General features: G+C 69.3%; 31 protein-coding genes and 1 pseudogene. 2 read left to right on the forward strand and 30 right to left on the reverse strand.

Annotated features, from left to right (window positions below; all coding sequences use genetic code 11):
• Positions 1 to 9 precede the first annotated feature (9 nt).
• The 6 genes from IE97_RS39475 to IE97_RS0131745 form a co-directional block, all read right to left on the reverse strand.
• Entirely contained in the window at positions 10 to 3,024 is a 3,015-nt protein-coding gene (locus IE97_RS39475; protein WP_051705194.1) for a hypothetical protein, read from the reverse strand.
• Positions 3,008 to 4,858 (reverse strand): proline-rich domain-containing protein, encoded by a 1,851-nt coding sequence (locus IE97_RS39480; RefSeq protein ID WP_051705195.1) that lies wholly within the window; start codon positions 4,856 to 4,858, stop codon positions 3,008 to 3,010. The genes IE97_RS39475 and IE97_RS39480 overlap by 17 nt, the downstream gene beginning before the upstream one ends.
• Before the next feature lie 250 nt (positions 4,859 to 5,108).
• A complete protein-coding gene (locus IE97_RS0131730) occupies positions 5,109 to 5,321 on the reverse strand; it encodes a hypothetical protein (RefSeq protein WP_030248106.1) in 213 nt (70 codons plus the stop codon).
• Between the two features lie 149 nt (positions 5,322 to 5,470).
• Positions 5,471 to 6,478: a hypothetical protein gene (locus IE97_RS0131735; RefSeq protein WP_030248108.1), complete on the reverse strand. Its 1,008-nt coding sequence runs from the start codon at positions 6,476 to 6,478 to the stop codon at positions 5,471 to 5,473.
• Entirely contained in the window at positions 6,478 to 6,750 is a 273-nt protein-coding gene (locus IE97_RS0131740; RefSeq protein WP_030248111.1) for a hypothetical protein, read from the reverse strand. The genes IE97_RS0131735 and IE97_RS0131740 overlap by 1 nt, the downstream gene beginning before the upstream one ends.
• Positions 6,751 to 6,953: 203 nt before the next feature.
• The gene (locus tag IE97_RS0131745) at positions 6,954 to 7,631 is read right to left on the reverse strand and encodes a GntR family transcriptional regulator (RefSeq protein WP_030248114.1); all 678 of its coding nucleotides are present in this window, start codon (positions 7,629 to 7,631) and stop codon (positions 6,954 to 6,956) included.
• A gap of 134 nt (positions 7,632 to 7,765) precedes the next feature.
• On the opposite strand from IE97_RS0131745, the gene IE97_RS39485 reads away from it, so the two are divergent.
• Positions 7,766 to 8,155 carry a hypothetical protein gene (locus IE97_RS39485; RefSeq protein WP_051705196.1) on the forward strand — a complete coding sequence of 130 codons (390 nt, stop codon included), beginning with the start codon at positions 7,766 to 7,768 and terminating at the stop codon, positions 8,153 to 8,155.
• 65 nt (positions 8,156 to 8,220) lie between these two features.
• Here the strand turns inward: IE97_RS39485 and IE97_RS0131755 are convergent, their stop codons facing one another.
• From IE97_RS0131755 to IE97_RS0131770, 5 genes and pseudogenes are all read right to left on the reverse strand, one after another.
• Positions 8,221 to 8,466: a hypothetical protein gene (locus IE97_RS0131755; RefSeq protein ID WP_030248120.1), complete on the reverse strand. Its 246-nt coding sequence runs from the start codon at positions 8,464 to 8,466 to the stop codon at positions 8,221 to 8,223.
• 41 nt (positions 8,467 to 8,507) lie between these two features.
• Positions 8,508 to 9,023, reverse strand: coding sequence for a hypothetical protein (locus IE97_RS0131760; RefSeq protein WP_030248124.1), 516 nt, complete (start codon positions 9,021 to 9,023; stop codon positions 8,508 to 8,510).
• A 96-nt stretch (positions 9,024 to 9,119) separates the two neighbouring features.
• Positions 9,120 to 9,296 (reverse strand): hypothetical protein, encoded by a 177-nt coding sequence (locus IE97_RS42300; RefSeq protein WP_158708364.1) that lies wholly within the window; start codon positions 9,294 to 9,296, stop codon positions 9,120 to 9,122.
• Positions 9,293 to 9,844 (reverse strand): annotated as a pseudogene (locus IE97_RS0131765) (DUF3560 domain-containing protein); the annotation flags it as partial. The pseudogene IE97_RS0131765 and the gene IE97_RS42300, both read right to left, overlap by 4 nt.
• Complete coding sequence (locus IE97_RS0131770) at positions 9,826 to 10,092, reverse strand: hypothetical protein (RefSeq protein ID WP_030248131.1); 267 nt, start codon at positions 10,090 to 10,092, stop codon at positions 9,826 to 9,828. The pseudogene IE97_RS0131765 and the gene IE97_RS0131770, both read right to left, overlap by 19 nt.
• 197 nt (positions 10,093 to 10,289) lie before the next feature.
• Here IE97_RS0131770 and IE97_RS0131775 point away from each other — a divergent pair, with 197 nt between their 5' ends.
• On the forward strand, positions 10,290 to 11,366 hold the full coding sequence (locus IE97_RS0131775) for a tyrosine-type recombinase/integrase (protein WP_234331876.1): 1,077 nt from the start codon (positions 10,290 to 10,292) through the stop codon (positions 11,364 to 11,366).
• A gap of 54 nt (positions 11,367 to 11,420) precedes the next feature.
• Here IE97_RS0131775 and IE97_RS42305 read toward each other — a convergent pair whose 3' ends face one another.
• The 19 genes from IE97_RS42305 to IE97_RS0131875 all read right to left on the reverse strand — a co-directional run bounded on the left by IE97_RS42305 (position 11,421) and on the right by IE97_RS0131875 (position 26,555).
• Positions 11,421 to 11,594, reverse strand: coding sequence for a hypothetical protein (locus tag IE97_RS42305; RefSeq protein ID WP_158708365.1), 174 nt, complete (start codon positions 11,592 to 11,594; stop codon positions 11,421 to 11,423).
• Positions 11,595 to 11,772: 178 nt separating this feature from the next.
• Positions 11,773 to 12,069 (reverse strand): hypothetical protein, encoded by a 297-nt coding sequence (locus IE97_RS0131785; protein ID WP_030248138.1) that lies wholly within the window; start codon positions 12,067 to 12,069, stop codon positions 11,773 to 11,775.
• Positions 12,070 to 12,106: 37 nt separating this feature from the next.
• On the reverse strand, positions 12,107 to 12,715 hold the full coding sequence (locus IE97_RS0131790) for a hypothetical protein (protein WP_030248142.1): 609 nt from the start codon (positions 12,713 to 12,715) through the stop codon (positions 12,107 to 12,109).
• The gene (locus IE97_RS0131795) at positions 12,712 to 12,963 is read right to left on the reverse strand and encodes a hypothetical protein (RefSeq protein WP_158708366.1); all 252 of its coding nucleotides are present in this window, start codon (positions 12,961 to 12,963) and stop codon (positions 12,712 to 12,714) included. The genes IE97_RS0131790 and IE97_RS0131795 overlap by 4 nt, the downstream gene beginning before the upstream one ends.
• 45 nt (positions 12,964 to 13,008) lie before the next feature.
• A complete protein-coding gene (locus IE97_RS0131800; RefSeq protein WP_030248147.1) occupies positions 13,009 to 13,440 on the reverse strand; it encodes a DUF1360 domain-containing protein in 432 nt (143 codons plus the stop codon).
• 114 nt (positions 13,441 to 13,554) lie between these two features.
• Entirely contained in the window at positions 13,555 to 13,920 is a 366-nt protein-coding gene (locus IE97_RS0131805) for a hypothetical protein (RefSeq protein ID WP_030248150.1), read from the reverse strand.
• A 117-nt stretch (positions 13,921 to 14,037) separates the two neighbouring features.
• Positions 14,038 to 14,952 (reverse strand): DUF5906 domain-containing protein, encoded by a 915-nt coding sequence (locus tag IE97_RS0131810; RefSeq protein ID WP_030248154.1) that lies wholly within the window; start codon positions 14,950 to 14,952, stop codon positions 14,038 to 14,040.
• A 79-nt stretch (positions 14,953 to 15,031) separates the two neighbouring features.
• Positions 15,032 to 15,313, reverse strand: a complete 282-nt coding sequence (locus IE97_RS0131815; RefSeq protein WP_030248157.1) for a hypothetical protein — start codon at positions 15,311 to 15,313, stop codon at positions 15,032 to 15,034.
• A 111-nt stretch (positions 15,314 to 15,424) separates the two neighbouring features.
• On the reverse strand, positions 15,425 to 15,904 hold the full coding sequence (locus IE97_RS0131820; protein ID WP_030248160.1) for a hypothetical protein: 480 nt from the start codon (positions 15,902 to 15,904) through the stop codon (positions 15,425 to 15,427).
• A gap of 70 nt (positions 15,905 to 15,974) precedes the next feature.
• A complete protein-coding gene (locus tag IE97_RS40935) occupies positions 15,975 to 17,960 on the reverse strand; it encodes a terminase large subunit domain-containing protein (RefSeq protein WP_199809845.1) in 1,986 nt (661 codons plus the stop codon).
• A 159-nt stretch (positions 17,961 to 18,119) separates the two neighbouring features.
• A complete protein-coding gene (locus IE97_RS43650; RefSeq protein WP_051705198.1) occupies positions 18,120 to 19,169 on the reverse strand; it encodes a transglycosylase family protein in 1,050 nt (349 codons plus the stop codon).
• A 57-nt stretch (positions 19,170 to 19,226) separates the two neighbouring features.
• The gene (locus tag IE97_RS0131840) at positions 19,227 to 20,048 is read right to left on the reverse strand and encodes a hypothetical protein (RefSeq protein ID WP_030248165.1); all 822 of its coding nucleotides are present in this window, start codon (positions 20,046 to 20,048) and stop codon (positions 19,227 to 19,229) included.
• A gap of 160 nt (positions 20,049 to 20,208) precedes the next feature.
• Positions 20,209 to 21,291 (reverse strand): dTDP-glucose 4,6-dehydratase, encoded by a 1,083-nt coding sequence (locus IE97_RS0131845; protein WP_030248167.1) that lies wholly within the window; start codon positions 21,289 to 21,291, stop codon positions 20,209 to 20,211.
• A gap of 166 nt (positions 21,292 to 21,457) precedes the next feature.
• Positions 21,458 to 21,712: a hypothetical protein gene (locus IE97_RS0131850; protein ID WP_030248168.1), complete on the reverse strand. Its 255-nt coding sequence runs from the start codon at positions 21,710 to 21,712 to the stop codon at positions 21,458 to 21,460.
• Between the two features lie 67 nt (positions 21,713 to 21,779).
• Entirely contained in the window at positions 21,780 to 22,421 is a 642-nt protein-coding gene (locus IE97_RS0131855) for a hypothetical protein (protein ID WP_158708367.1), read from the reverse strand.
• A gap of 31 nt (positions 22,422 to 22,452) precedes the next feature.
• Complete coding sequence (locus IE97_RS0131860) at positions 22,453 to 23,223, reverse strand: methyltransferase domain-containing protein (protein ID WP_158708368.1); 771 nt, start codon at positions 23,221 to 23,223, stop codon at positions 22,453 to 22,455.
• The gene (locus tag IE97_RS0131865; protein WP_030248183.1) at positions 23,195 to 24,601 is read right to left on the reverse strand and encodes an asparagine synthetase B family protein; all 1,407 of its coding nucleotides are present in this window, start codon (positions 24,599 to 24,601) and stop codon (positions 23,195 to 23,197) included. The genes IE97_RS0131860 and IE97_RS0131865 overlap by 29 nt, the downstream gene beginning before the upstream one ends.
• Positions 24,601 to 25,944 (reverse strand): DNA cytosine methyltransferase, encoded by a 1,344-nt coding sequence (locus tag IE97_RS0131870; RefSeq protein ID WP_199809846.1) that lies wholly within the window; start codon positions 25,942 to 25,944, stop codon positions 24,601 to 24,603. The genes IE97_RS0131865 and IE97_RS0131870 overlap by 1 nt, the downstream gene beginning before the upstream one ends.
• The gene (locus IE97_RS0131875) at positions 25,941 to 26,555 is read right to left on the reverse strand and encodes a hypothetical protein (protein ID WP_051705199.1); all 615 of its coding nucleotides are present in this window, start codon (positions 26,553 to 26,555) and stop codon (positions 25,941 to 25,943) included. The genes IE97_RS0131870 and IE97_RS0131875 overlap by 4 nt, the downstream gene beginning before the upstream one ends.
• Positions 26,556 to 26,577 lie beyond the last annotated feature (22 nt).

Genomic DNA, 26,577 nt, shown 5'->3' on the forward strand with positions numbered 1-26,577 from the left:
ACATACGGATCACTCCTCTCGGTGGACTTGGCGGGACAGGGCGGCGAGGACGCGGCGGTATGCCCACTGGTCCAACTCGTCCTCGGTCAGACCCTCGGAGAGCTGCGGGATACCCGCTGCGACGAGGGCGAGCTGCTGGCCGGACGTCAGGTGCGTCTTCAGCTTCGGGACCGGGAAGCCGGGGATGTTCACGGCGAGCAGGCCGACCAGGCGCAGCGACCCGCCGATGCGGCGCCAGTCGCCGGACACCTGCCCGGCCGCGCGCAGCTCGTGGATGCGCGACTCGGGCGTGCCGGGCCGGATGGAGCCCGCGACCCAGATGCCGTGAGCGTCGTTGCCGACGGCGACGTCCGCCACGGCGGCGCCGGTGTTGTCGTAGTGGTCGGCTGCCGCGCGGTAGCCGTAGGACAGGGGCGCATGTCCGGTGCCGACGGTGATCTGTCCGACGCCTACCGATGAGCCGTCCTCCGTCCAGACGTTGCCCGTCATGAAGTACGGGTGTGCCTCCTCGTGCGGTGGGGTGACGCACACACCCTCCTGCCCGATGTGGCAGGTGCCCCACAACGCGGCGTGCCCGTACACCCGGCCCTCCGGCGTGACCGTGATCCCGGTGGGCACCGACAGGCCCGGGTTGGAGAACCAGCTGGCCGGCGGGCGCACCGGCGCCTCCACCGTCCGAGCCGGAGCCGTACGGACCTTCGTCTCACGCACCGCGCCGATCGGTTCGCCGCCGGCGACGACGGCCCCGGCCTCGTCCAGCAGGGCGATGTACGCCTCGGCGAAAGCGGGGATGTCCACCAGGGTCGCCGCGCGGATACGGCCCTTGTTGAACACGACTTTCTCCGGCGACGCGAACAGCATGTCGAACGGGGAGCCTTCACCGTCCGCGTCCGGGTCGGCAGGCCACACCAGTTCCATGTCGGCGTCTTTGATGGAGTCGACATCCACCGACACACCGCGCAGGAACTGACCCTTGATCTTGCCGTGGACCGTGCGGCCGTCCTCGGTGGACAGGTCCAGAACGCCCTCACCCATGATGAGGCCGCCGTCTTCCCGCCACACCCGGTCGATGCGGCCGACGTTCACCGCTACGGTGTGCGGCTCCCCGCCGTGGCTGTCTTCCTTGTTCCAGCGCAGCGGGAGCGGCAGGTCGGCCCAGGTGAGCGCCTCCGGCTTGAACTCCCGGCCGTCGCCGGTCTCGATACCCTCCACGGTCAGCGGGCCACGCCACGGCGCGGTGTCGCCGGAGCCCATCTCGCTGACCGGCGGCCCCGCCACCTCCTCGGCGTCGGCCGCCGCGCCGTGCGCCAGGGTCTCGGGGCCGTGCTCGCCCCGCAGCGTCTGCGCACCCCCGACCGCCTTCTCCCCGACCTCCACGCACTCGCCGGAAGCCTTGTCCAGCTCCATGCCGGGCGGGCACTGCTTCTCCTCGGAGGCGGACTGTTTGTTCTCCTTCAACCGCTTGTCCTTCGGCGTACCGGGGTTCGGCTCACCCTTACTCAGAACCTCGGTCGCTTCGGTCGCTGCTTCGGTCGTCATGGACTGATCTCCTTCCGCCGCGTCCTGTGCGGCCGGTTGGGTGTCGGCACTCGCCGTGGTTGCCGGGCTCCGCACTTCCTGCCAGACGGCGATGAGGAAACCCCGGCACGCGTTGCCGTAGCGGGCGCCGGTGCAGTCCCGGTAACCCATGACCGGGTACTCCGCCATGGCTGCGTCCAGGGTGGTGAACGTGCGGCCGTCGATCGCTTTGCAGGGGTCGCACGTACGGCGGTCCAGAATCTCGGAGGCGGTGTACGAGGATGCAGGCGGCGCGGCCTCCATCACCGCGTGACGTCCGGCGTTCTGCGCGGCCGTCATCGCCTGTCCGACGGCGGCCCGCACTGAGGTGTCGTCCACCGTGGCCAGCTCCCGGTCGACCTCAGCAGCCACCTGCTCCGACGGCCGGCTGGAGCGCAGCAACCCGGACAGCTTCCGCTTGGCGGCCGTCAGTAGCGCCCCCGACATGAGGTCGCTGGACAACTCCGCGACGGAAGACAGCAGCCGCCGTCCGGTGAGCGCGGCCGTGACCGCGTCCTCGTCGCCGTCGGGCAGCGACCAGTCCGGGACGGCGATGCCCTGCCGTTCGGCCTCACGCTGGCACGCCCGGCCCGCTTTGACCGCGTACTCCTCCATGAGATTCAGCAGAGTGGACGTCGCAGCCCGGCTGTCCAGGGTCAGCTCAGGCACCGACTCCAGGCGGTCGTCGGCGAGGTCCCGGGTGATCTGCTCGCGCACGTCCAGGCGCCACGCGGCCGTGACCGACTTGAGGGCCTTCAGCGCCCCGGCTGTCGCGGACTCCCACTCCGCGTGCACCCCGGCGAAGTCGACGCGCGAGGCCACCTCCAGCTCGGTCGGCTCCCGGCGCAGCGGTCCGGCGGCGGCCGTCACCGCGTCGCCGGTCAGGGGTATGTCGTGGTCCTCGTCGCCGAAGGACAGCCGAATGCGGTCGAACGTCACCGTGCCCAGCCGCTGTTCCAGTTCCTTCAGCAGGGCGGGGTCGTCGCTGTACGCGGCGCAGATGTGCGCAGCCCAGGGGCTGTGCTGCGGGGGCATCTCGGGACGCCCGTGCGTGGACTCCAGAGCTTCCGTGACGCAGGCCCGGACCCGCAGCAGGCCGTCCGGTGGAACGTGCTCGCCGGGTTCGGCGTCGCCCACGTTCCAGACCCAGCAGGGGTAGTCTCCACCTCCGTTCCAGTGCGCGGCGCCGAACGCCTTGGCCCGCACGGGCCCGAGCCCGTACAGCTCCGCCAGCGGGCGCAGGATCCCCTCCAGCTCGTCGCGCTGCCCCTCGGTCCACTCGGAGCTGTCGTCACCAAGGAAGAACAGCGTGCAGTGCAGCTCCTCGGCCGGCTCGCCGCCGGGTATTGCGAGGCGTTCGGCATCCTCGGCCGTCGGCATGAGGGCGACCATGCAGCCCTGCGTGTGCGAGCCGTCGGCGGCGGCCGTGAGCGCCGGCGGGTGCTGGTGGTCAGTGCGCGGGGGCATGGCCGTTCACCGCCCTCGGTACGAGCGAGGTGGAGATCATGGCCGTGGTGTCGGCGTAGGGGCTGCGGCCGTCGATGACGAGCCGGCCGAACGTGTCCAGGTGGCACAGGTACGTCCCGGACGAGCCGGGCCGTACGGACGGGGCCGCCGTGGCGACCGCGTGCGTGAACGGGCACGAGTACTCGTACTCACCGCACAGAGGCGGGTGCAGCAGGTCCCACCGGTTGCCCGCTCCGACGCGGAGCATGTGCTGCGTCCGGGCCTGCTGCACGAGAAGCTGCGCCCGCTCCACCGTGGCCTGCTGCTCCCGCGCGGGCGGGCCGGTCTCGTCCTGCGTCGGGGGTGGTTCCTCACCCGGCGTGGCCGCGCGTCCGGTGTCCTCGGCCGGGGCCTGCTGCGCTCCTCCGGGCGGCGGGGTGTCGCCTTGCTGGACGGCTTCGGCCGTGCCGGGGTCCTGCGGGGAGACGGGGACGATCTGCGGGACGTCCTCGCCGAGCAGTTGCGCCAGGGCGGACGCGGCGCCCGTCGGCAGGGTGCGGATGATGGTCTTGAGGGACTGTACCCGCAGCTCTTCGTCGTCCGGTGCGTCGTCCTCGTCGAACCCCAGCTCCCGGCGGTACGCCTCGCCGGACAGCTCCAGCCGGTCGTAGGCCAGTGTCGCGTTGCCGCTGCGGTCCGGGCTCAGTGCCAGCTCGCTCATGTCGTACCAGACGACCCACGCGGCCGGGTCCTCGCCGGACAGCTCCAGCCGGGGCTGGAGGTAGCCGCGCGTCAGTGCGTCGCAGATCAGCTCCGCGACGGGGGCTATGTGGGTCTTGAGAGCACCTTCTTCCAACTGCCAGGCGGACCAGTGGTTCACGTCACCCATGCCCAGTAGCACGTCGGCAGGCATGTCCAGCTTGGTGGCCAGACGCTTGATCGCGCTGTCCCGCTTCGCGATGATCTTCTCGTCGATCTTCAGCGTGAAGTCGACGTGCTTCACCTTGTCGATCGCCTCGGCCGGGCCGACCAGCGGGATCGGCACCACGGCGGACGCGGTACCGGGGTTCTGAATGGCGGTCGCCGCGACGGCGATCCACTCGGACATCAGCGGGTTGGGGTCTTCCTCGAACTCCTCCCTGACTGGGAAGCTCAGCTCATCCGGGAGCAGCAGGAGTCCGGCGGAGGCCAGCCGGGACAGGTACTCTGCCGTGATCTTCCGGTTGACCAGCTCCAGCTCCCGCATGATCTCCCGGGCGGACCGGGCCGGGGAGTCGGCCATGTGGAAGAACCGGTCATGCGGCCGCCAGACACGGACGACGTGGTGCTCCGGGGCGAGGTCGCGCCAGTCCTGGCCGGTGGTCGCGCTCTCCTCGTCCATCACCTGGTACTTGCCGGACTGCACGCGGACCTCGTCCACGGACCGGACCTGCCAGCGCTCAGTCTTGCCGTCCTGCTCCCCGACCAGGTACCCCTCGCCGGGGAGGGAGAGTTGCACCGTCAGCCGCCTCAGAATCTGCGACTGGCCGGCGACGCCTCCGCCGAAGAGCATCATGAGGTCAGCGGCCGTGCCGCTGGTGACGATCTCGGGTTCGTCAGAGCCCGGCTTCAGCCGGCCCGCCCGGAGGCGGACCCTGCTCAGCATGTTGGCCAGCCACCCGACGCCGAAATTGAACTCGCCGAGGGTGTCGTGGAACTGCCAGACCTCTTCCTGCCATTTCTCTGTCCGGCGCAGGAACTTGGTCTCAGGCCCAGGCGGTGAGGCAGCGGCGGCCGTCAGCGACTCGGGCGGAGACTGCGGCAGCGGGGCGGGCTCCCGGGCCACACGTCCCCGGAATGCGTCGTACCACGGCACGGCATACCTCCCCGGTTCGGATCGAGGGGCATGGTAGCTGCGATCATCCAAATGGCCGTTTTCACGGCATACCGGCTGCGCGCACGTGAGCCCCGCCGGCCACCACACCGGCGGGGCTCACGCATCCCTGTGCACCCTGACCCGAGGAAGCCGGATGAACGCGGGGCACCATACGACGGAAGGTCAATTTCACCTACTCCCGCACGAAAACCCCGGAGCGGAGATGCTCCGGGGCCAGTGGGGCGAACGGTCAGAGCCTTCCGGCCTTGAGCAGCGTGCGGACGGCCTGCCGGAACTCGCCCTTCAGCTCATCGGCTGCCAGCGCGTCGCGCAGAAACTCGCCGGCCGTGGGGTGGGTCGCCGCCCGACGGGCCGCCCAGCGGAGGTCCGGGGTGACTCCGTGATCGCCCCGGGCGACCTCGGCGAGAATTTCCTGGGCGTCTGCGATGTGGCTGGAGTTCATGGTCGGTTCCTTCTTTCCTTGGTCTGTCGGTCCGGCACTCCGTCCCGATGAATTAATTAAACCACACTCTGTGCGGCCGGGGCAACCCCGAGCACGACGAAGCCCCGGAGCCGTACGCGCTCCGGGGCTTCGCGGGGTGTTGCAGTGCGCTACACGTCGGCGGACCCTCGCTGCCAGGGCGCCCCCGAGGACGCGCGGTGACCACCGCCGGGGGTGTAGACGTGGGTGGCCAGTGCCGTCTGGACGAGGTGGTCAGCGATGGCCCGTGAGATGACCATCCCGGTAGACGTTTCCACGAAGCCGAACTGGCCCGCCGGGTTCGCCTCCAGGAACCACCACGTGCCGCCCTGGTCGACGGCGAAGTCCAGGGCGGCGTACTCCAGCCCCAGCGTCTGCATGAGCTTCTGGACTTTCTGCGTCAGCGGCAGACTGGCACTCACAGCCTCGAAGCCCAGGTCGTTCTCCGGGGCCGCCCTCCAGTCGAACGCCCCGTCGGCGGTGACCTTGCACGGGAACATCCGGTCGCCGATCACCGTCAGCCGGATGTCGTGTGTCTTGTCCACAGGCCGCTGGAGGTAACACATGGTCTGCCGCACGTGGTCGGCGCCGGCCAGGATCTCCTCGGGGGACACCAGCCGGGCCTGGACGAACCGGTCCGGGTGCGCGGTGAGGGTCTTGCACACCACCCTTCCGCCCTGTTCCGTGGCGAACGCGGCGGCCCGGTCGGGATCGTTGGTGAACAGTGCTGGAGGAGTCCGCAGGCCGAGAGACGAGGCGAGATGCAGTTGTCGTGGGCCGGGCCGGGCAGCCTGCGCCCGGAGCGGGTGGTTCACCCACAACGTCCCGTCAAGGCCGTACAGGAAGTCCTCCAGGATGGCTCGGGACTCCCGCTGTCCCCACCCACCGGGCAGGCCAGGGTGCCACCAGAAGACGGAGACAACCGACTGCGAGAGCGTGGAGCGGTGGTCGTCTTCGATGGTGAACCGTAACGGCTCCCCGTCCGAGACGCCGGTCATCCGCAACGCCCCCGGGCGCGCGAGGTCGGCGGGGTCGATGCGGTGGATGGCGACCCCACGCGCCTGAATCTGCCGTATCACGAGGTCAGCCCCGAGATCGTCAGGTGCGGTGACGACAAGCACGGTGGGTGGGAGCGGCATCAGTCGTCGTCCTTCTTGTGCTCTTTGCTGTTGTGGGTCATGGTCGGCCCGAACAGGGCGTGCGGAACGTGGGCGAAGTCGTCGTCCTTCTTGAACCCCTTGTGGTTGTGGGTCATCGTCGTGGCCTGGACGTCGGCGACGTCGACCACGGCGTCCCCGTCCGAGGTCACGTTGAGCTGGCGGAGGCGGTCGAACGTGAACTCCGGGGTCCGGTCGACGGGCGGGGTCGGGACCTCGACGAGGAGTGCAAAGGGGGTACACGTGGCGGTCACGGTGCCATCCTTCGGTTGTGGGGCCGTGCTCTGACGGCCCGTTCCTGTGTTCCTGGTTCCTTGCTCTTGATCCGCGCCCTGGGAGACCAGCACCCGTAGTCGCCGATCATGGATTAATTAAACCTTAGTTGTGTGACGCACGCAACCCTCAGACACGACAAAACCCCGGAGCGTGAAGGCTCCGGGGTTCAACCGCGCGGCATTCAGGACAGAGTGAGCGGGTGGCCCGGCGCGTAGACGGCCTCACCGACACCGATCACCGTGTTGCCGGTGACGTAGACGCTGCGCACCGTCAGCACCCCCCGGTCGTTGTCCAGGCCGAACTCCGCACGCTCTTCGTCCGTGGTGGTGCGGACGTCCGCTGTCTTGGACGCCACGCGGACCTCGTTGCCGGAACGGTCCTGGTAGAGAGCCTGCCAGGTGGGATCGCAGGCCCGGGGTTCGTCGATCTCGGGGACGTACTCGGCAACGTCCACGCGCACCCACGACTGCGATGCCTGGACGACGTCGCCTCCTCGGGCCACGGTGCGCACGCGGTTCACGCACTCGCCCTCCCCGAGGAGTTCGGCGACCCAGTCGGGCGCCTGCACCCGCTCGCTGCGCTTGTGGTTGATCGTCTCGCCGGCCTGCGTGATGCCCTGAATGCGCTTCTCGCCCACGATGAGCCGGCGCCGGTCAGCGACGAACACCCCACGCCCCTGCTGGGAGGTGACGTACCCCTCGGCCTTCAGCAGCGCGATGCCACGATAGACCGCATTGTCGCTGATCATGAACTGCTTCATCAGTGCTGCGGTGGGCGGCAGTTGGTCTCCCGGCTTCAGAGTTCCCAGGTCAATGCGTGCCCTCAGGTACGAGACCATGCGCGCGACGGTGCCAGCCATCAGTTTCTCCTCGGGTCTTCCTATCGGATGTGGTTGACGGTACATCAGCTGTGCCTTAGCTTCCTAGGAGGGTTCCTGTAGGAAGTCCCCCAGGGCATTCCCCTGAATTCGATAAATCACACACGGAGGACCGCATGGCCGCCACCAGCACTCTGTCCGACGTCAAGACGACCGCCCCGACTGCCCGTCGCGCGGCAGAGATCCACGCAGTGTGGATGGCCGACCCAGAGATGCCGGACGTGGCCGGGAGCATGGCTGACGCCGTGCGTGTGCTGGCCGTACGGGCCGCCGTGCACGAGCGGACAGGCGACGCGCGGGCCGCCGCCCTGCCCGCTCCGGCGGCCGTGGAGCTGTCGGCGAGGGTGCTGGAGCGTCAGTTCCCCGAGCTGCGCTGGATCGCGGAGCGCACCGGGCACGTCCTGGTGCACGGGGCCGACGACGCCCGCTGGGCCCCCGGCGACTACACGCAGCAGGTGTACGTCGGTGCCTTCGGCGCGGTCGGCGGCCGACACTGGTCTGTGTGACGATTTCGGGCACGACGAAGCCCCGGGACCTGTGGTGGAGTCCCGGGGCTTCGTCGTGCCTGCGATCAGTCGGAGAACCCAACGCCGAAAGGCATGGAGTCCGAGGGCAGCGCCCCGTCAGGTACCTCGGCGGTGAACGTCGCAGACGCCCCGTCCTCCGCGACCTCAACGGCGATGATCTTGCACCCACCCTCAATCGGCTGGCCCTCGATGTTCATCGGAACCGTCTTCCCGATTTGACTGTCAAAGACGTCCGGAGCGAAACGAGACCCCGGGTCGGCGGGCTGGCTGAACTGGACTTGTCGGCTCACGGGTACTCCCTGCTTAGACGGGTGACTTGATTAAACCAGTGTCAGTGGGTGTTGCGGCCGGCCTCGGCGCAGGCGCCGCACGGGCGGCGGTGGCAGTCACCGCAGACGGCCGGCGGGTAGAAGCTGCGGGTCTCCTGACGCAGGTACCCGTTCTCGCAGGTGCAGGTGTGCACGCACGGAGCGGCCACGGCCTCCACCGGCCCGGCCGCCGGGATGACGGCGATCATCTCGTCGGGGCGCACCGGGCAGTGCGGGTACAGCGTGATCCACGGGCCGTCGGCCCCGGCCGTCCACGCCTTGCAGCTCGGGCAGTCAACCTCAAACGCGGCCGGCCGGGCAACGTAGGCGGCGTTCAGGTAGCTCACCCAGTTCAGACGGCTGCCGCGCCGCAGCGGCTGGTCCGCGTCCCCGACTACGAGGTCTCCGGGCTGCACCTGGTCGGCGCGGACGATGGTCAGGCGGTCCAGGCTGTAGCCCTCGGGGAGGGGACGCAGGCCCCAGTCCTCATCGCGGACGCAGGCGACAGCGGGGGTCAGTTCGACGGCTACAGCGGTCATGGTCGGTTCCTTCTTTCCTTGGTCTGCCGGGCCCCTGCCCGATGACTTAATTAAATCACAGTCCGGGCGGGGGTGCAACCTCGCACGCAGTAGGGGTCAGAGTGCGTGCACTCGCATAACCAGAACCTTCGCGGGTGCCGGGTTCGCGGTAACCAGGTCGGCACGCACGCTTTCGTGGGCGTCGACCGGACCCTTCGCTCGAACCACCCGCTGCCCGGTGCACCGTTCTCCATTGGGGCCGAGGATCAGGTACTTCGTCAGGTAGTTCTTCACAGATCCTCCCCCGCGCCCGGGTCGGTGATGGTGACGCCGTCCCGGACGCGGGACAGGACCCGGTCGTACTCGCAGCGGGGGTCGTCCCAACCGCCTCCGCCGCCGTCCAGCGTCAGCGTCTTGGCGTTGACCCTCTTCACCCGGTAGGTGTCTTGGCAGGTCTCGAACGTGCGCACCGTGACGATGTCGCCGACCCGGAAGTCCGCCCGCTCCCACGGCCGGGACCGGGTGGCCACCTTCTCGGCTATCGCGTCCTTGGCGTCCGCCTTGGCCTTGGCGTGCTTCGCGTTGGCCTGCGCCTGCTTCGCCTTGGTGTACGCGACCAGCGCGCGGTCGGACGCCGCGTCCGCACGGTCCTTGGTACGCCGGGCGGAGCGGTAGGAGTGGTGGCCGGCGAGCAGCGGCTGCCCGCCGGCGAACCGGCCGTACATGCCGTCCGCCCGCTCACGCATCCCCTCGGCCTTGGCCGTAAGCCGGTCGGCCTGTTCCTGGAGTCGGTCAGCCCGGCGGCGCTCGGGTGAGGCGCCCATCAGACGGCCCGACGCTTCGGCGCTCGGCGGACGTTCTGGACGACGTAGTCCTCCGGGTTCTCGGAGTCGAGCGCCCAGGTCTGGCCGGTACGCTCCATCTCCGCACGATGCTTGGCGTTCTTCTCCTTGCGGAAGGCCACCGTCTCGGCGACCGCGACCCGCACGGCCTCGTCCTTGTCCGCCGCCTGCACCACGCGGGTGCCGGCTCCGATCCGGCCGCCCTTCGGGTGGCGGATCTCGATCAGGACCCGGAAGGTCTCGCTCATGCTGGGTTCCTCTTTCCTTGGTCTGTCGGGCCGTTCGTCCTGCCCGATGACTTAATTAAATCATAGGTCTGTGAGGTGAACAACCCGGAGGATGCCACGGAACAGGGTTCCCGCAGAATCGCTCTAGGCGAAGCGCAAAACGTGTGTTTTGAGCACGCCCGAACCGGCCTCCGGATAGGCTCAGCGATGTGACGATCATGACGGCGGCAGGGGCCGGCACGATCGCGGCCGACGGGAACGTGGCGCTGCGCACCGTGCTGGGCCTGCGCGAGAAACTGGGCACGGTCGCTCCGCGCGACCCGAAGAACCGCCGGCTCGGACCGCGCGTCCACCGGCTCGACCTCCTCCACGAGCTGTGCGCGCCGGAGACGTTCGAGCACGTCGTGGGGTGGCTGAACTCCGAACGGCTCACCAGCAACGGCACCCGGCGCGAGTACGCCGACGACGTCCGCCACTGGGCACGTGCTGCCCGGGAGCTGGTTGGCACCGAGCCCTTCTACCTCGGGGCGATCACCTCCGATGTGATCCCGGCGTGGCGCGCGTGGACCGGGGACATCGGGCTCGGGCCACGGCGGGTCAACCGCCTGGCTTCGTCGCTGACTTCGCTCATCGAGTACACCAAGTTCCGCACCCGGCTGGAGATCATCAACCCGATCACCAGGTACGACCGGCCGGTGATCGACCCGCACGACGAGACGTCCATGACGCCGATCCTTGAAGTGCCGGAATTCCAGGCCGTGGTGGAGCAGGCGCAGACCCCACGTCAGGCCCTCGTGCCGGTGCTCATCTACACCCTGGCCGGCCGTGTCTCGGAGTGCTGCGCGGCCGGCATGCACCACATGAAGCCGTCCGGCGGGGAGTGCAAGCTGGACCTGACCCGCAAGGGCGGCAAGGGCCGCGTGTTCACTCTCCCGCCGAAGCTGTGTGAACTCGGGGCCGTGTGCTGGCAGGGCCGGACCTCCGGGCCGCTGCTGCTCGATGACGACGACCGGCCGATGGACCGGCACGCGGTGGACCGGCTGTTGAACCGCCTCGGCCGCGCGGCCGGTGTGCTGCCGGGCCGGGACCTCACTCCGCATGTCCTGCGGGCCAGCAAGCTCACCCACATGTACGACCAGGGTGTGAAGCCCGACGACATCCGCCGGTTCGCCGACCACAGCCAGGTCGCCACGACCATGCGGTACATCAGGCGCCGGGACGATGAGGCGCTGAAGCGGACACACGCAGCGGCGGCCGTGAAGGTCTACGAGGGTTTGGTCGACCGGTTCTTGTGACACGACGAAGCCCCGGAGTCACGGGACTCCGGGGCTGGTCTACGGGTGTGAGTGTCAGTCCTCGTCACCGTCGCAGGTGTGTCCGTAGACGACTCGTCGGACGTCCGACTCGTTGGTGATCAGGTCGTACGCCATGCCGGAGCGCCAGCCGCACGGCGTGTGGGTCAGGTGGTGGAGAGACCACCAGCCGGACGCCTTGTCAGCTTCCCAGTCCGCAGGGAGTCGCATGGTCAGTTCCCTCCTTGGTCAGTGTTCCTGATTTGATTAAATCATACCCCGGCCCGGGCCGACAACCCTTCCGCGTCATCTGCCAGGCGCGCTGAAGACGACCGTGCACCCGGCGGTGTCCAGTGCGGCGCCGATCTGGTCCCGCTCGGCGGCCGTCAGCGGGCGAGTGCTGTCCCACTCATTGCGCGGGTCCCAGCCGAATAGGGCGATGGGGTCCTCGCGTCTCGGGCGCCGCCTCGACAGGGACGCCAGCGACTCGGGCCAGGACTGCGGCGGCGTACGGGTTCGGCGCGTAGACGCCGGGGAGGATCAGCGCGCAGTCGGACATGGCGATGCGCAGGCGCGAGCCGTCGGTGAGGAACGCACGACCGACGCCGTGCGGGCCCAGGGCTTTCTCCGCCGTGGCGATCCGGTCACCCCACTCCGCGCGGCCGTCGGGGTGGATCAGGACGTAGACGGGTTCCGTGGTCGTCATGGTCCGCACGCTACCGTGACGCACTGACAGCGGGCGGTCACTTGAGCAATTGAGCCACGATCGGGCCGGCGGCATCGTTGACGTGCTGCGCGACGACGGCAACCGTCAGCATGGCCTCGGTGACCAGCGTCGGCCCCTCGTATGCAGTAGGGGTCACCAGGCCAGACCACTCACGTCCGGAAACGCGGACGACGGCCGATGCGAGAACTGCGGGCCGCTTGGTGTCGTCGGGCTCCCGTACACCGGGGTACTCGCCGCTGTCGCCCCAGCCTCGGTCCTCAGTCCAGTCCTGCCAGGAGTGCGGGAACCGCTTCGCTCCACCGCCGATCTGGTGGTGATCGAGGGGTATGCGGATCTCGGCATACAGGCCGTGGTCGTCCTCGTCGCGGTGCAGCGAGATGCCGCGAAGGTCCGGGCGGGTCCGCACGTACCCCGGGGCCATGATGGGCCCAGAGGCCACTGTCCAGGCGTGCACTGCGAACTCTGCCGGGTCATCGACCGGGGCAGGTTCGTCGGTCCAACTGCTCCGGAACAGCCCGTTGTTCAGGCGCAGGTATTCCGCGTACCGGGAGTACCCGTTGCTGGCGTGCTCCCGGTCGTAGACGTCGTCGACAGCGGCCAGTGTCGTCTCGTTCCAGGAGGTCATCGCCGGGCCTCCCGCGCACCGACCTGGACACCGTCCAGAAAGGCGTACGCGTTGGCGAGGCTCATGGGCGTCAGCCCACTGCTTCCGACATGGACCGCGTACTGGCCTTCTTCCAGGTCACTCACGTAGATGCGCAGCCCGGTCTCCGCAGCAACGACACCGGCGGACCATTCGAGCTGCACGTGAGGCGGCCAGCTCTCGTTGTACGGGGGCTCGTGGCTGCCGTCAGGGTTCCTCGTAACGTTCACGGTCGCAGGCTATCGCCCAGCAGCAGTCGTCCGGGGCGGTTCCGGTCAGGCCCACTCGCGCGAAGCGAGCAGTGCGGCACCGGCCCACACCGCACCCCAGACGAGCACCGGCGCCGGGACGCCGACGGTGAGGGCAACGGCGACCGTCACGGCGGCGGACAGCCACCCGGACACGCACCACGGGCAGGTGATCAGCTCGGCGAGCCAGTACGGCGACCACTTCGCCCGGCGCACGTACCGGTTCGTCCGGCCGTCGATGAGCGTCAGCGTGCCGAGGGCCGGGTGGCGGACGAACGGCTCGTCATCGGACGGCTGAGGGACCGCGTGCCGCTCCTGCTCTTTGTCCGTCAGTGGGCGCCATCCGCCGGCGAGGCGGTCGCGCAGCCAGAGCACCGGCGGGAACGTGTCTTTCATGGCGAGCCGGGAAGCGCGGTAGCTCGCGAGGATCATGCAGGCGATGAGCAGCCAGGTGGGCACGGTCTTGGCTCCATGGTCCGTGGACGGGACGCCCTGTCGGGCGACGATTGGAGGTGGTCACCAGGCCGAGCGCCCCGCCGTAGGTGAGACGTTGCGCCCGGTGGCCTGGTTGCGTCAAGCGACGAGCTTCCCCGGAGGGGACACGTCTGCGGGCTGCGGCGCGATGACGTTCGGCCGGGTCACGAACCAGGCGACGAGCAGCATGATTGCGCCGACGAGCTGCGCCTGCGTTTCGGTGCTCCAGTCGAACCCGAAGTACGCGACGAGCGACACCCCGGCGACTATGAGGCCGTTGACGGCCGCGATGATCCCGTCCCCGACCTGGACGGCGACGATGATGCCGAGCACGGCCGCAACGGTGGCCGTGATGATGGACTGGAGCTTGGGGTCGAACCCGAGGCCGAAGGCGCTCAGGATCTGCCACACCGCTCCGACGGCCGCCAGCCACACGGCCGGCTCCCGCCCGTACACCTTGCCCATGATTCCTCCCGAGGAAGAGACCCGGGCAGGGTAGGGCAGATCCGCCGATTCACCATCTCAGAGCACGACAAAGCCCCGGGCCGCGAGGGCGCCGGGGCTTCGGTGTTGGACGTCGGGTCAGTGCGCCCGAACGACTTGACCCACAGCCCACGCGAGAGCAGCGCGCAGGGCCTCGGTCTCCTTCAGGCGGGGTCGCAGGCTCGGGTCCGGATCGGTCAGCTCTTCGAACTCGATGGGGTTCAAGCGCCGCCGGGTACCTTCGTCCAGCTCCCGGTCGTCGTGCGGTCCTGTCACCAGGGCCAGACTGTGTGACGGCTTGAACTCGAAGGGGTTTCGGTGAAGGTGCCTCGTGACGATCGTGCTCTCAGTGAGCAGGAGCTTCAACTTCCCGGTGTTGATGCGCCCAATCTCTTCAGCCACGACGAAGCGGACGCCGCGCAGGTCCCCAGCCAGGGGCCAATTGACCGAGTACAGCGCGTGGCTCCCGAGGGCATCGCACAGCGGCCGAAGGAACGTCGACTTCCCGGACGACCCCGGGCCGTGCAGGACGGCGGCCGAATCGGCAGGTTCTCCGGTTACGGCCCTCGCGACGAAGGACCCGAGCGGGGAGGACGCGCCGGACGGCAGGCTTGCGAGCACTTGGTCCCAGGCAGGGCTCTGAGCGTCGGGGTTGTAGTCGACGGCTGCCACCTTGGTCAGTCGCAAGGTGGGGTCGTGCGGGTGCAGCGTTCCGGTGAAGAGGTCCACCACACCGTTCTGCACGTTGAGCAGACCCGGGTGGCTGTCCAGGGTCTGCACGTCAATCTCCAGAACAACCTGGAGCTGACGGAGGATCGTACGGACGTGCCTGTCAGAGAGTCGGCGGTGCCCGTGCGCTTCCCGCCACTGGTTCACCCTGTCGGCCGCCTCGTCCGCGCCGAACTGCGTCACCCAGACCTTGCCGTCCCAGTACAGCCATCCGAGGCCCGGGTTCCAGGCGAGTTCGCTTTCAAGGTCGTCCGCCATCTCACGGAGGTTGGGGTCAAGGTCCATGGTCTGCTCCTCTGTTCCGTGGTCGGGATGAATTTACTAAACCATGCTTCCGTCAGCCGGACAACCCCGCGTCACCCGATCAGGGCTGAACCCGCTCCAGGGCGCGGTCCAGCTTGGCCTCGATGCGCTCCAGGTCCCGGGCGTCGGCCTTGAACATGACGTGCTTGGCGCCGAGCAGAAGCACAGCCTGGAACACGAGTTGCAGCCACTCGGACTGCCAATTCTCGAACGTCGCCGCCCAGAACTCCGACCAGCCCTCTTGGTCGATCTTGGGCTGCATGGCGATGAGCTGTCCGGCCCACGAGCCTAGGAACAGCAGGGCGAGGATGTAGACCGCGCCCCAGCGGCGGAAGTGACGCACCGACCCTCCCGAGGTAGACCCGGGCAGGGTAAGGCAGGTCAGTCGATTCGCCGACTCGCCGTCAGGCACGGCGAAGCCCCGGACCGCGAGGGCGCCGGGGCTTCAGGTGGATCAGTGGCTGCGCTCGGCGGTCCACTGCTCGCGACGGCGGCGCAACTCGTCCTTGGCCGACTCCAGCCATGCGGCCTCGGCCTCGGCGCTGCCCAGGTCGGTGGTCAGCATGACCCGGCTGAAGACCCGGGTGTCCTCGAACGTCGGCGGGACGCGGCCGGCCAGGGCCTCGCGGGCGGCCTGCGCCTTGGCCGGGTCCGGCTCGGCCGGTCGCAGCTCGGGGCTGTTGCGGCTGGTAACGTCGCCCGGCTCCAGCAGCGGGACCGAGCCGTCGGTGGCCTTGTCGTACCAGTGGCTGGACGGTTCGCCGGTGACGTCGTCGTCTGCGATGAGCAGGGGCACGGCGTCCAGGCTCACCGGGTCCACGTAATAGGCGACCAGCGTGAAGTGGTCGTTCTCATCGACGAAGCGTGTACCGAGCGGCTGCCGGTCAGCGAACGGATACGGGCCGTCCTCGGTGATGGGCCTGGGCGCGGTCATCTGACTCTCCTCGTTCCGTGGTCACTATGAATTAACTAAACCATAGCCCGTGTGCCCGCACAACCCCGCGTCACCCGATCGTGCGGGCCGCCGTGGCGAGACCCTTGGACGACGTCGTGCCGGTCATCGTCGGCTTCACGATCCGCTGGTGCCAGGCCGGCCACACCATCGCGTCCAGCCGGTCCGGTGACCAGTCCAGCTCGTCGTACCAGGTGCACATCTGGTCCTCCAGCTCCGGGAATTCACCCACCATGTGCCACCGGCCCTGCTCGGACAGGGCCGATACCGGCTCCGCGCGCACCTTCTTCCCCCGCGTCGCGCGCACGGTCTTGATGGGGATGCGTACGCCCATCGCGTCGGCGGCGGCCCGAATCGTGTTGACGGCCATGTCCCCGCCGAAGTTGACCTCTACGCAGATGTCGTCCGCGTCGTAGTCGACGGCTGCCTGAACTGCGCGCCGGCCCCACCCGTCCGGGGACAGGTGGCACGAGCGGTCGGCGAGGACATGGCCGTGGGCGAGCTGCGCCGGGCGGCCGTCGGACCGGACATGCTCCCGCATCGCCTTGCCCACGACGACAATGCCTTGTTCGCCCCGGCCGCCCGAGGGGTCCACGCCGACGGAAATCCGTGCAAGGTCTGGAAGATCGGCTGGGCGCAGCCGGTGGGCGTCGATCACCGCGCGGGTCCACAGCGCGTTCTCGTCCTGGTCGATGATCTCGGCGTGCAGCTCCTGGCGGCCGATCTGCGTGCTGCCGTAGGCGTCCTCCAGCGCGGCCTTGATGTCCTCGGGCAGGTGCGGGTTGTCGTACATCGACGCCCGGGTGCGCACCACGTTCTCGACCCCGCCGGACGCGAGTTTCTTGATCAGCGCCCGGGGCTTCGGCGTGGTGGAAGCCACCCAGTGCGGCCGGGGGCCGGTGCGCAGACCGAAACGCATCTGGTCCCACGTGTCGTCCAGGTACCGCCAGGCCGCCAACTCCTCCAGCCACGAGAGGCAGTTGGAGACGAGCAGGTCACCCGCGAAGAACTCGTGATCGTGCTCAACCGTCAGGTCGTACACGCGCGCGGCGCGACTGATACGCGAGGACCGAAGTGCACCGGCGCGAACAGGCGCGGGTCGGCTTACGGACTTGGCACTCAAACGTGTCGCCGCACACGCAGCACACCCGTTCCTCCCGTGCTCGTGACGCATCCGCACGGCACTTCGGAGAGCAGTACCGCGCTGCGACCGTGCCCCGGGACTGGAAGGAGGCCCCGCAGCGCTCACACTCGAAACTTCGGTAGACCGCGCGGGCCCACTTTGTCTGGCCGCCCCGGCTGCGCTCCTCGGGGGTGAGATTACCCCCTCGCTTGCTCCCGTCTTGTTCCATGTGAGAACACTATCAAGTGGCCCGACGAGTAAAGCGGGCTTCCAGCCGTCGGCCGTCGCTACCTTGTGATCCGGGGTGAGCCACGTGAACCCCGCGCCGTGGTCGTAGCGCACCACGTCCTTCACACCGTTGTCCCAGACCTCCAGTACGGTGCGCAGTCCGTTGCGGGTCCACACGCGGTCCCCGGGCCGGACGGTCTCGATGTGCCGCTCCCCGTGCTCGGTGCGCACCAGCGTGCCCTCAGCCACGCACCTGTTACCGCCGGACCGCAGGCGCTCGACGCTGCCAGGGCTGTCGGCGCCGAACAGCTTCGCCTCCGAGCCGTTGGGCCAGCGGATGACCGTGCCGCCCTGGACGGTCATCATCCGCGCCTCGGGGCTGTGCACCCGGAGCCCGGAGGGACCGGCGTAGCAGGACGTCGCCGCGTCGCCGAGGGTCGGCGCGATGATGCCTATCCAGTGCGGGGTGGGGCCGGGCAGACACGGCGGGCCCATGACGTGCTCGTGGACGTACCGTGCGCAGGCGTCCGTCTTGCCGGCGCCACGGCCGGCGAGGAGCAACCAGCCGTACCAGTCGCCCTCAGGCGGGACCTGGTGGGGCAGTGGAGTCCAGCGCGGTTCGGACAGCGTGCGCGCGTGCATCAGCAGACGTTCGGCCGCCGCGCGGCTCAGCATCCGGTCCACCATGGAGGTCATTGTCGGTGGAGCTGCGGCCGTTGCTTTCCGGAGCGCCACGGAGCCCGTGCCAACTGGTGATCGGCACGGGCTCCGTGGTTGCGGACTACGGGGTAAGGCGGTCCCCGCTCCGGTCCTTGGCGCCGGCCCGCGCGGCCGTCTGCGGGGCGCTCACGCCGCGTTGGGGATGCGGAGCACCTGGCCAGGGAAGATCAGGTTCGCGTCGTAGACCTTGTCGCGGTTGGCCGCGTGCAGCAGGCGCCAGTCGTCCAGGCCGTGCACCTCGGCGATCTCCGACAGGGTGTCCCCGGCGCGTACGGTGTACCGGCCGGCTACCGGGACCTTCACGTCGCCGTCCCGGACGACGGGCCGGGAGCTACCCCTGTCGGCGGGCGCGGCCTGCTGCCGCTGCGGCTCGGTGCGCTGCACGGCCACCGACGCACCGGCCGGCCGGACCACGCCGGTGAAGTGCGCGGCATACCAGCCGGACCGCCACGGGGCAGTCTGCACCGTCTTGCCGGGACGCGGCGCCTCGATGATCTGGCCGTTGCCGACGTACAGGGCGACGTGGGTGGCGCCGTTGTAGACGACGAGGTCGCCCGGCTGCACGGCCGAGGGAGAGACGCGGGCGAGACCGGCCCACTGCGCCTGCGAGGTGCGCGGTATGGAGACACCGGCGGCCCGCCAGGCGGACATCGTCAGCCCAGAGCAGTCGTAGGCGCCGGGGCCGGTGGCTCCGTAGACGTACGGCTTACCAAGCTGCGCACGGGCGTAGGCTACGGCGCGGGCCGCGACGCTCGTTCCCGCCATCCGGGGTTGCGCCTGCGGGGCCTTGCGCGTCTGCGTGGTGGACGTCTGCACGTCCGGCGACGGGCCGCCTCGGGTCAGTCCCGCGCGGGCGCCGCACACGGGCCAGGCGCCGGGGCCCTGGACGGCCAGTACCCTCTCCGCCACGGTGATCTGCTGCGCTCTGGTCGCGAGGTCGGCCCGTGCGGCGTAGCGGGTGCCGCCGAAGCCCTCCCACGTGGACTGGCTGAACTGGAGCCCGCCGTAGTATCCGTTCCCGGTGTTGACGGACCAGTTGCCGCTGGACTCGCACTTGGCGACCTTGTCCCACGTCGACTGGCTCGCGGCCGAGGCCGGGGCGCCGCCGAGCAGGGACACGACCGTACCGGCCGTTCCCGCCATGACGGCGCCGATGGTTGTTCGGTGCTTGGCCATTGTGTGACCACCTCCGGCCCGGCACGGTACGGCCGGGTCACGAAACGGCCAAACAGCTCAGGTCGTGGCGGGTTCGGGGAGCAGGCCGAGAGCGCGGGCCTTGCGCAGGGCCGCGTCCTTGCGCTGGGGCTTGTCCACCCAGTCCACCCCGAGGCGCTTGTACGCCTCGGAGACCCGTGAGGAGAAGGTTCCCGGGTGCATCTTCAGCCGGTCGGCGGCGACTGAGAAACTGACCCCGGTCTCCAGCTCCCGTAGGATCTTCACGTGCGTGTCCGAGAGGCGGATCTGACGATCCGTCGGTGTCGGCGGGTCGGGCCTGCACACCCCGAGCAGGCCGCGCATCCGGGCCTCCCGTAGTGCGGCCTCCCGGCGGACCACCTGTGGGAGATGCGAGACTCCGAGGGCCGCATACACGGAGGTGGTGAGGTTCTTGACGACGTGGTGGCGGACGCCCCACGCGGCGCACACCTGGGCCACGGTGCGCCCGGCGTCGAACGCGCGCAGCAGCCGGACCTCCGCCGGGTTGAGTTGCACGCGACGGTTGCGCAGGGCGGCCTCGGTCTCCGCGCGCTCACGGTTGCCGCGCTTACAGGCCGGGCAGGTCGGCTCCTCGCGCTTGATGTGGCGGCGGTAAGCGGCCAGGGTGCCGCAGTCCTCGTACGGGCCTATGTGTCCGCCGAGGAGCCCGTTACGGACGGCCTGTGCGGCCGTGTCGGCATTGAGCAGTTGGAGGATGCGGGCGCGCGTTCCCTTGATGCTCCCGAAGGTCTCCCCGGGCATGGCCCGCACGATGTCCTGGCGGTCCTTCCCCATGGACAGCAGCCACAGCACGCGGCGTTGACGTTCGGTCAGGACGACAGGTTGCGGCTCGCTGTCCATGCGGGTGTCTCCCTCCGTAGATTGGGGCGGGCCCCGGGTCACGTCCACTGACCCGGGGCCCTTGTCGACCGGCGACGTCCCGGGACGGATCACCGGGTCTGCCAGGACACTCTCATTTAGTTAAATCCCCGATTGATGGTTTTGTTAAACCATCCTGGCGTCACAACTCCAGCCACAGCGGGTTATCGAGAGACCAGCGCACGGTGGTCTCTATGGACTGCTCCAGCGGCACCGGGGGCTTCCAGCCGAGGGAGGCGAGCCGCGCGCCGTCCAGGGCGTAGCGCAGGTCGTGGCCCGGCCGCGAGGCGTGGAAGGAGATGGGTTCGATGAGGTCGTCCACCCCGGCGGAGTCCATGCCCATCGCGGCGCCGACCAGATGCACTAGCTCGATGTTGTCCACCTCGCGCTCGCCGACGATGTTGTACCGCTCGGGCCGGGTGAACGCGCCGTCCCGGTACTGCGCCGGGCCCATGGCGATACGTATGTGCTCGCCGCTCAGCGTGGTCACGTCGGGCTCGTCTTCGGTGTACCGGCGCGTCAGGAACAGCCAGGCGTCGGCCAGGTTGCGCGCGTGCAGGTAGAACCGGGAGCCCGGGGTTCCGTCGGGCGCGGTGTGCACCATGATGGACCGGCCCGCCCGCAAACTCTTGATGATCTTCGGCAGAAACTTCTCCCCGTCCTGCATTTCTCCGATCACGTTCATCGTGTTGGTGAGGACGACCGGCACGCCGTAGGTACGCCAGTAGCTGACGGCGATGGACTCCTGCGCCGCCTTGCTCGCCGAGTACGGGTTCGACGGCACAGCTGGCTCCCACTCCGTGTGCCGGTGCTCGCCGTAGGCCGGGCCGTACACCTCGTCCGTGGACATCTGGAGGAACAGCCGGGGCTCGATGGCCCGCGCGACCTCCAGGACGTTCAGCATCAGAGCGACGTTGTTCTGCACGAACGGCACCGGATGGGATATCGAGCGGTCCACGTGCGACTCGCTCGCCACGTTCATGACGACGTCGCAGCCGCCGAACTGGTGCAGCGTCAGCGGGTCGGCCGGGGACCGCATGTCCCAGTGCACGATGTCCACGCGGTGCGACCAGTCGGTGTCGCACACGGCCGAGGCGATCCGGGCCGGCAAACCCTTGTGGTGGAAGGAAACCGGGCAGACGATCTCCCAGTCGGTGTGCGTCAGCAGGTGGCGCAGGACGTGGCTGCCGACGAACCCCGACGCACCCGTGAGCAGAACGCGCATGGCCACCCATTTCCTCGGTCCCTGATCCGTGGGCCGGATGGTAGCCAGGGGCGGGGAAATCGCCGAACACGCAGGAACCGCCCGGTGCGGCGCCGGGCGGTTCCTCAAGCCGAGGCGGTGCGAGCGCACCAGCCGTCCCAGGTGTCGTACCCAGACGGCCGGCCGGTTACTCGGTGGCGAGCTGGTCCTGCATGGCCGCACTGTAGGCGCGCTCGATGTAGAGCACCTCCTGCTCGGTGCCGTTGGCGTAGTCGTTGCGGAGCTGGTTCAGGGCCGCCTCCAGGTACGGCTGGAACAGCTCGAACGCCTCGCGCCGCCCCGCGTTGTCCGTCCGTACGGTGATGCTCACGGGCAGGTTGTCGCTGGTGGCGAGCGAGTAGGTGACGCTCGCCGTGGTGAAGCCATCGGTGGGAAGGGGCACGTCTGCCTCCTGTGTCGTGGGTCGGGCCCCGGATGATGTCACCGAATGCCGTGACCACCTACCGTCGTCACTCCGGCTCCTCGGTCTCGCCGACGACCTCGCCCTCCACAACGCGCAGGTGCGCGCCGGCCGCCTCCAGCATTCGCTGCCGCTGCGCGGGCTCCAACTCCACGGCGTTCGCGCCGGCCAGGATCGCCTCCACGACCACCGTCGTCTCCTCCTCCACCCGGCGGTCCAGCGCGATGGTCAGCTTCTCACTGGAGTCCGTGCCGTCGATCTTCGCCTGCCGCTCCTCGATGCGTTGCAGACGGTCGATGCACGCGAGGACCACCCCGTCGTCGCGCAGCGGCTGGCCGTCAGGACCGTGGACGATCTGCCCGGCGTGCAGCACGTAGTGCGGTCGGGCGAGGACCGCGTGGACCTGACGGCGCATTCCGTCCAGCCGCATCCGGGCCGCCTCACGGTACTCCTCCAGGCCCATCGACAGCTCTTTGTTGGCCTGCTTCAGCGCACGGGAAACGTCCACGCACGCGTACGCGGCCGACGCGATGCCCTCACCGTCCAGATACTCCGGATAGTCCGAAGCCATCTGATCGGCGACCTGCTGCCAGGTCAGACCCCGGTTCTTCAGCTCGATGGCCCGAGCCCTGCGCTTCGCCACATAGGCCCGGTGACTGGGCTGACGGTGCGGAGGATCACCCCTCGCCATGACTTAACCCTCCCTATCCTTTAACGGACATCTACAGTCCGCAGCGCGTGGCGAACGCCCCGACCACGACCCACTGGTGCCAGCGGAACAGGATCTCCGGGTCGTGCCATCCGGCCGCTGTGATCGAGTGAATGAGCGTGTCCTGCGGGTGCGGTATGAGGACCCCGCGCAGCGCCCGGGACTTGGCCCGGATGCCGTCCGGGGAGATGCCGTGCGAGGCCTTCCAGTCATGCGAGGAGTCGGTGCTGATCTCATGCCACCGGGAGTCCAGCGGGCGGACCTTCTCCGCGACGACGAGCGCCCCCGTCTCACGGGCAGACATCCGCGCCAGGTGCAGTGCCCCGACCCGCTCACGTAGCGGCAGGAACTGGAGCGTGAACAGGCACAGCGTCAGGTCCGCGTCCGTGTGCTGGAGCGGCGGTTCCTGAATCGGCGCGTGCACGTAGTCGATGCGCCGTGCCGGCACCCCGGCCAGATTCTCAGCGGCCCGGTCCAGCATCGGTTTCTCGATGTCGTACAGCACGGCCGACAAGTCCCGGTGCGCCTGGCGCTGGAGGATGGCGCCTACCGTGGTGCCAGTAGCTGCCCCGAGGTCCGCCACCAGGCCGCCCTGTGGTACGAGCCAGTCCGACAGGCCCGCCACCAGGTCCTGAATCGCGTCGTAGAACGGAACGGACGCGCGCACGTGGCTGTCGAACGCGTCGACCACGTCCGGGGTGAACGCCCAGGCGCCAGCGGTGAAGGACTCAGCCACGTCCCGGTACACAGGTGTCTCAGCCGTAGAGTCGTCGGTGTTCGGCACGGTAGTACCTCGCAGGGTCTGGAAGGGTTTCACTGATCACGGTCTTGAGGCCCAGGCCGTCCTGGAACGCGACCTTGGCCCGGGTGGTGACGGACTCGGGGAGCCGGCCCCGGTACGCGCGCTGGAGCACAGCCTTCGGCCGGGCCTTACCGTCCTGAACGGCGTGCCGGGGCAGAGACAGCGCGAGGTCTACGACGTCCGGGTCCAGAAACGGCAGGCGACCCTCCACGCCGTGAGCCATGAACGCCTTGTTGACACGGGGGAAGTTGCGCCGGGCCTGTGCAGCGATCAGGTCCCGGCGGTAGGCGTACCAGTCGGCTTTCGCCAGCCCGTGGTAGGCGAACCCGTAGCTGGCCCACAGCTCGTCACTGCCCTCGCCGCTGTACGTGACCTTGAAGCCGTCGGAGCGGATGGCCCGCGCGAGGGCGAGGCACGGCCACGCGATCTCGACCTGGGCCTTGTACTCCAGCTCCACCTGCGCGACGACGCGCGAGAGGTCGTCCGCCGTCGGCGGCGGGATGTCGACCTCCACCAACTTGGCGCCGATCATCTCGGCCGTTTCCCGGGCGCAGCGCAGGTCTCGTGACTTCGGGTCCAGGCGAGCGGTGTAGCAGACCAGGTCCGGGTAATGCCGCTTCAGCTCCAGCGCGATGGCGGCGGAGTCGATGCCGCCGGACAGCAGGGAGCACACCGGAACATCTGCGATAGCCCGCCGGTCCACGGCCCGCTCCAGCGCCCCGGCGAGAGCGTCGGCCGCGTTGTCCAGGGTCCAGTCGGCCGGGTGCGCGGTGAGCCGGTGGAAGGCCCGCCGGGAGGTGGCGCCGCTGGTTGCGTCCGTGCTCCACCACTCCCCTGGGCCGACGTCCATCACGGCCGGGCCGCAGCGACGACCGAGTGCGGTGAACGCCTTCAGCTCCGAGGCGTAGAGCACCGGCCGGGCCCGGTGGACGTGCAACGGGATCTCCCCGTGCCGGTCACGCGCCGCGTGCAACACGCCAGGCTCCCGGTCGTCCGTCCACACCAGGGCGAACATGCCGTCCAGGACGGGCAGCGCGCGAGCAGGGCCGAGGACAGCCAGGGCTGCCGCCACGACCTCCGTGTCGCCGGATGTCTGCCAGGTGCGGCCCGGCTCCGCACGTTCGACCATTCGCCGCACGGCGCCCGCGTTGAACAGCTCCCCGTTGTAGACGAGCAGCACCGGGCCGTCGCGGTACGGCTGGTCGGACCGTTCCTGCGGGTCCTGGACCGCCAGCCGAGTGTGCCCGAGGGTGCAGCCGCCGGACTCCGCGACGGCTGACGCGTCCGGGCCCCGGTGTGCGAGAGCGGTAACCGCCCGGCCGAGGTCGAGATGCCCGGCGGCGGCGACCAGACCGCACATCAGATCGCCCCTGCCTCACGCAGCGGCACGAGGATCCGGTCCCGCACTGTGGCGGCGATGTGGGACATCATCACTGGCGGCACGGCCCGGCCGATGCGCTCCCAGCGCTGCGCGTACGTCCCGGTGAGCACGAAGTCGGCCGGGAACCCGCCGATAGCGCGCAGCTCCTGAAGCGTCAGCTTCCGGGCCTCGGTCCAGTGTGTCGGACCTGTGAAACCCGGGCCGCCTTGCCCCTGTGCAGCCATCACCGTGTCGTACGGCCGGTCCGGGTGCTGACGTCGGACGTGAAAGTACCTCTGCGATTTCTCGCCGGGCCGTAGCTTCTCCCAGTCGTCCCCGATGGCGTACCCCTTGATGGACAAGGCCTGGCCGGTCTCCGGGTCGTGGGTGACCGGTTCCGCCTCGCCGCGCACTTGGTAGTGGCATGCGCTCGTGGCTGTTCCGCCTACCGTGATCGCTGGTGACGGTTTGTCCGTCACGTCACCTGCGCTGAACTGGCCGGACGTGTCGTGGAACACGCGGGGCTCCGCGATGACCCGAGACGGCGGGAAGTTGCCGTTCCCGGTGCCGGGGTCCGCACCGATGGTCGGGGACGGCTGGTCAGCCGCGCGCATGGACCCGCCGCCGAACCCGCCGTTGTCTCCCTGCGCGAGGATCCACGGCAGTGCGTCCCGCACGGTGTACTGGTACGGCAGCGGGCCAGGGTGCACCGGGTCCATGCCGAGGTCTTCGCGCACGCCCACGAAGATGAGCCGGTTGCGAGACTGCGGGACGCCGAGCCACGAGGCGTCCAGCACCCGGGCGGACACGCGGTACCCGCACGCGCGCAGCCGGGCCAAGATCAGCTTGAAGTATCCCTTGGCCGTGCCCCGGACCAGCCCGGCGACATTCTCAGCGACGAACACCCGGGGCTGCGTCTCCTCGATGAGTCGGGCGTACTCAAAGAACAAGTCGTCCGTACGTTGCTGGGTGTCGCTGTACTTCTTCACCTGGCCCCAGCCGGCCTCACGCTTGCCGGCCGTGGAGAACGAGGCGCACGGCGGTGACCCGTCGAACAGGTCGATCTCCCCGACGCCGAGGCCGCACGCGTCCAAGACGTCCTGCCCCTTGACCTCCCGGATGTCCCGGGTGTCCAGCACGGTATGCGGCGCTGCATTGGCACGGTAAGTGTCCTGCGCGGCGGGGACGAACTCAGAGGCCCACAGCATTCTGAAGCCGGCCATGCGGTAGCCGAGGGACGACCCGCCGCACCCGCTGAAAGTCGACACGGCGTTGAAGCCGTTCCACGACAGCGCCCGGATCTCCTCCATGGACGGGACGCGGTACGGGGGCTTGTCGGTCACCGGGACTTCCCCGACCACTCGTACCCGCACTTGGGGCACCGGTGCTCGGTCTCGATGTCCTCGTCATAGGACGGGAACTCCGTAGGTGGCACCGAGGCGGGGACGGCGGTCGCGTCGAACTCGGGTGTCTCCGCCTGCTGGCCGAACAGGTCGGCCTCGCTCACCTCGTAGCCTGTGCCCACCAGGTCGTCGTCCAGGGAAGCGAGCAGGGCCGCCAGGGCCTCGTCGTCGTAGTCGCCGTCGTCGGCCGACTTGTTGTCCACCAGGTTGATGCGCGTGGCGGTGTCGTCGTCGCACTCGATGAGGTGCGCGAGAGCGGTCGGGTCGTCGGCGTCCACGTTGATGCAGAGCTGGCACGGCCGGTTGTGCGTCAGCTCCCAGTCCTGGCACGCCTCACGGCCGGACTCCTCGTGCCGCAGCAACGCGAGGTACGTGTGGTTCCCGGCGAGGATCGTCAGCTCCTCGCCCTGCCGGCGCACGGTGAGCGGCTTGTACTGGCCGTTGGCCCGGAGGCTGTCCAGGATCACGTCCACGTTGCCCCGGCGCGCGTTACCGGGGAACGGGGTGAGATCTTCCAGCGAAACCTGTTCGGTTCCGACGGTCGTGGTCATCGCGGCCCCTTCGCCTGGTCGA

The sequence above is a fragment of the Streptomyces sp. NRRL S-455 genome (assembly GCF_000717875.1).
GTDB lineage: Bacteria > Actinomycetota > Actinomycetes > Streptomycetales > Streptomycetaceae > Streptomyces.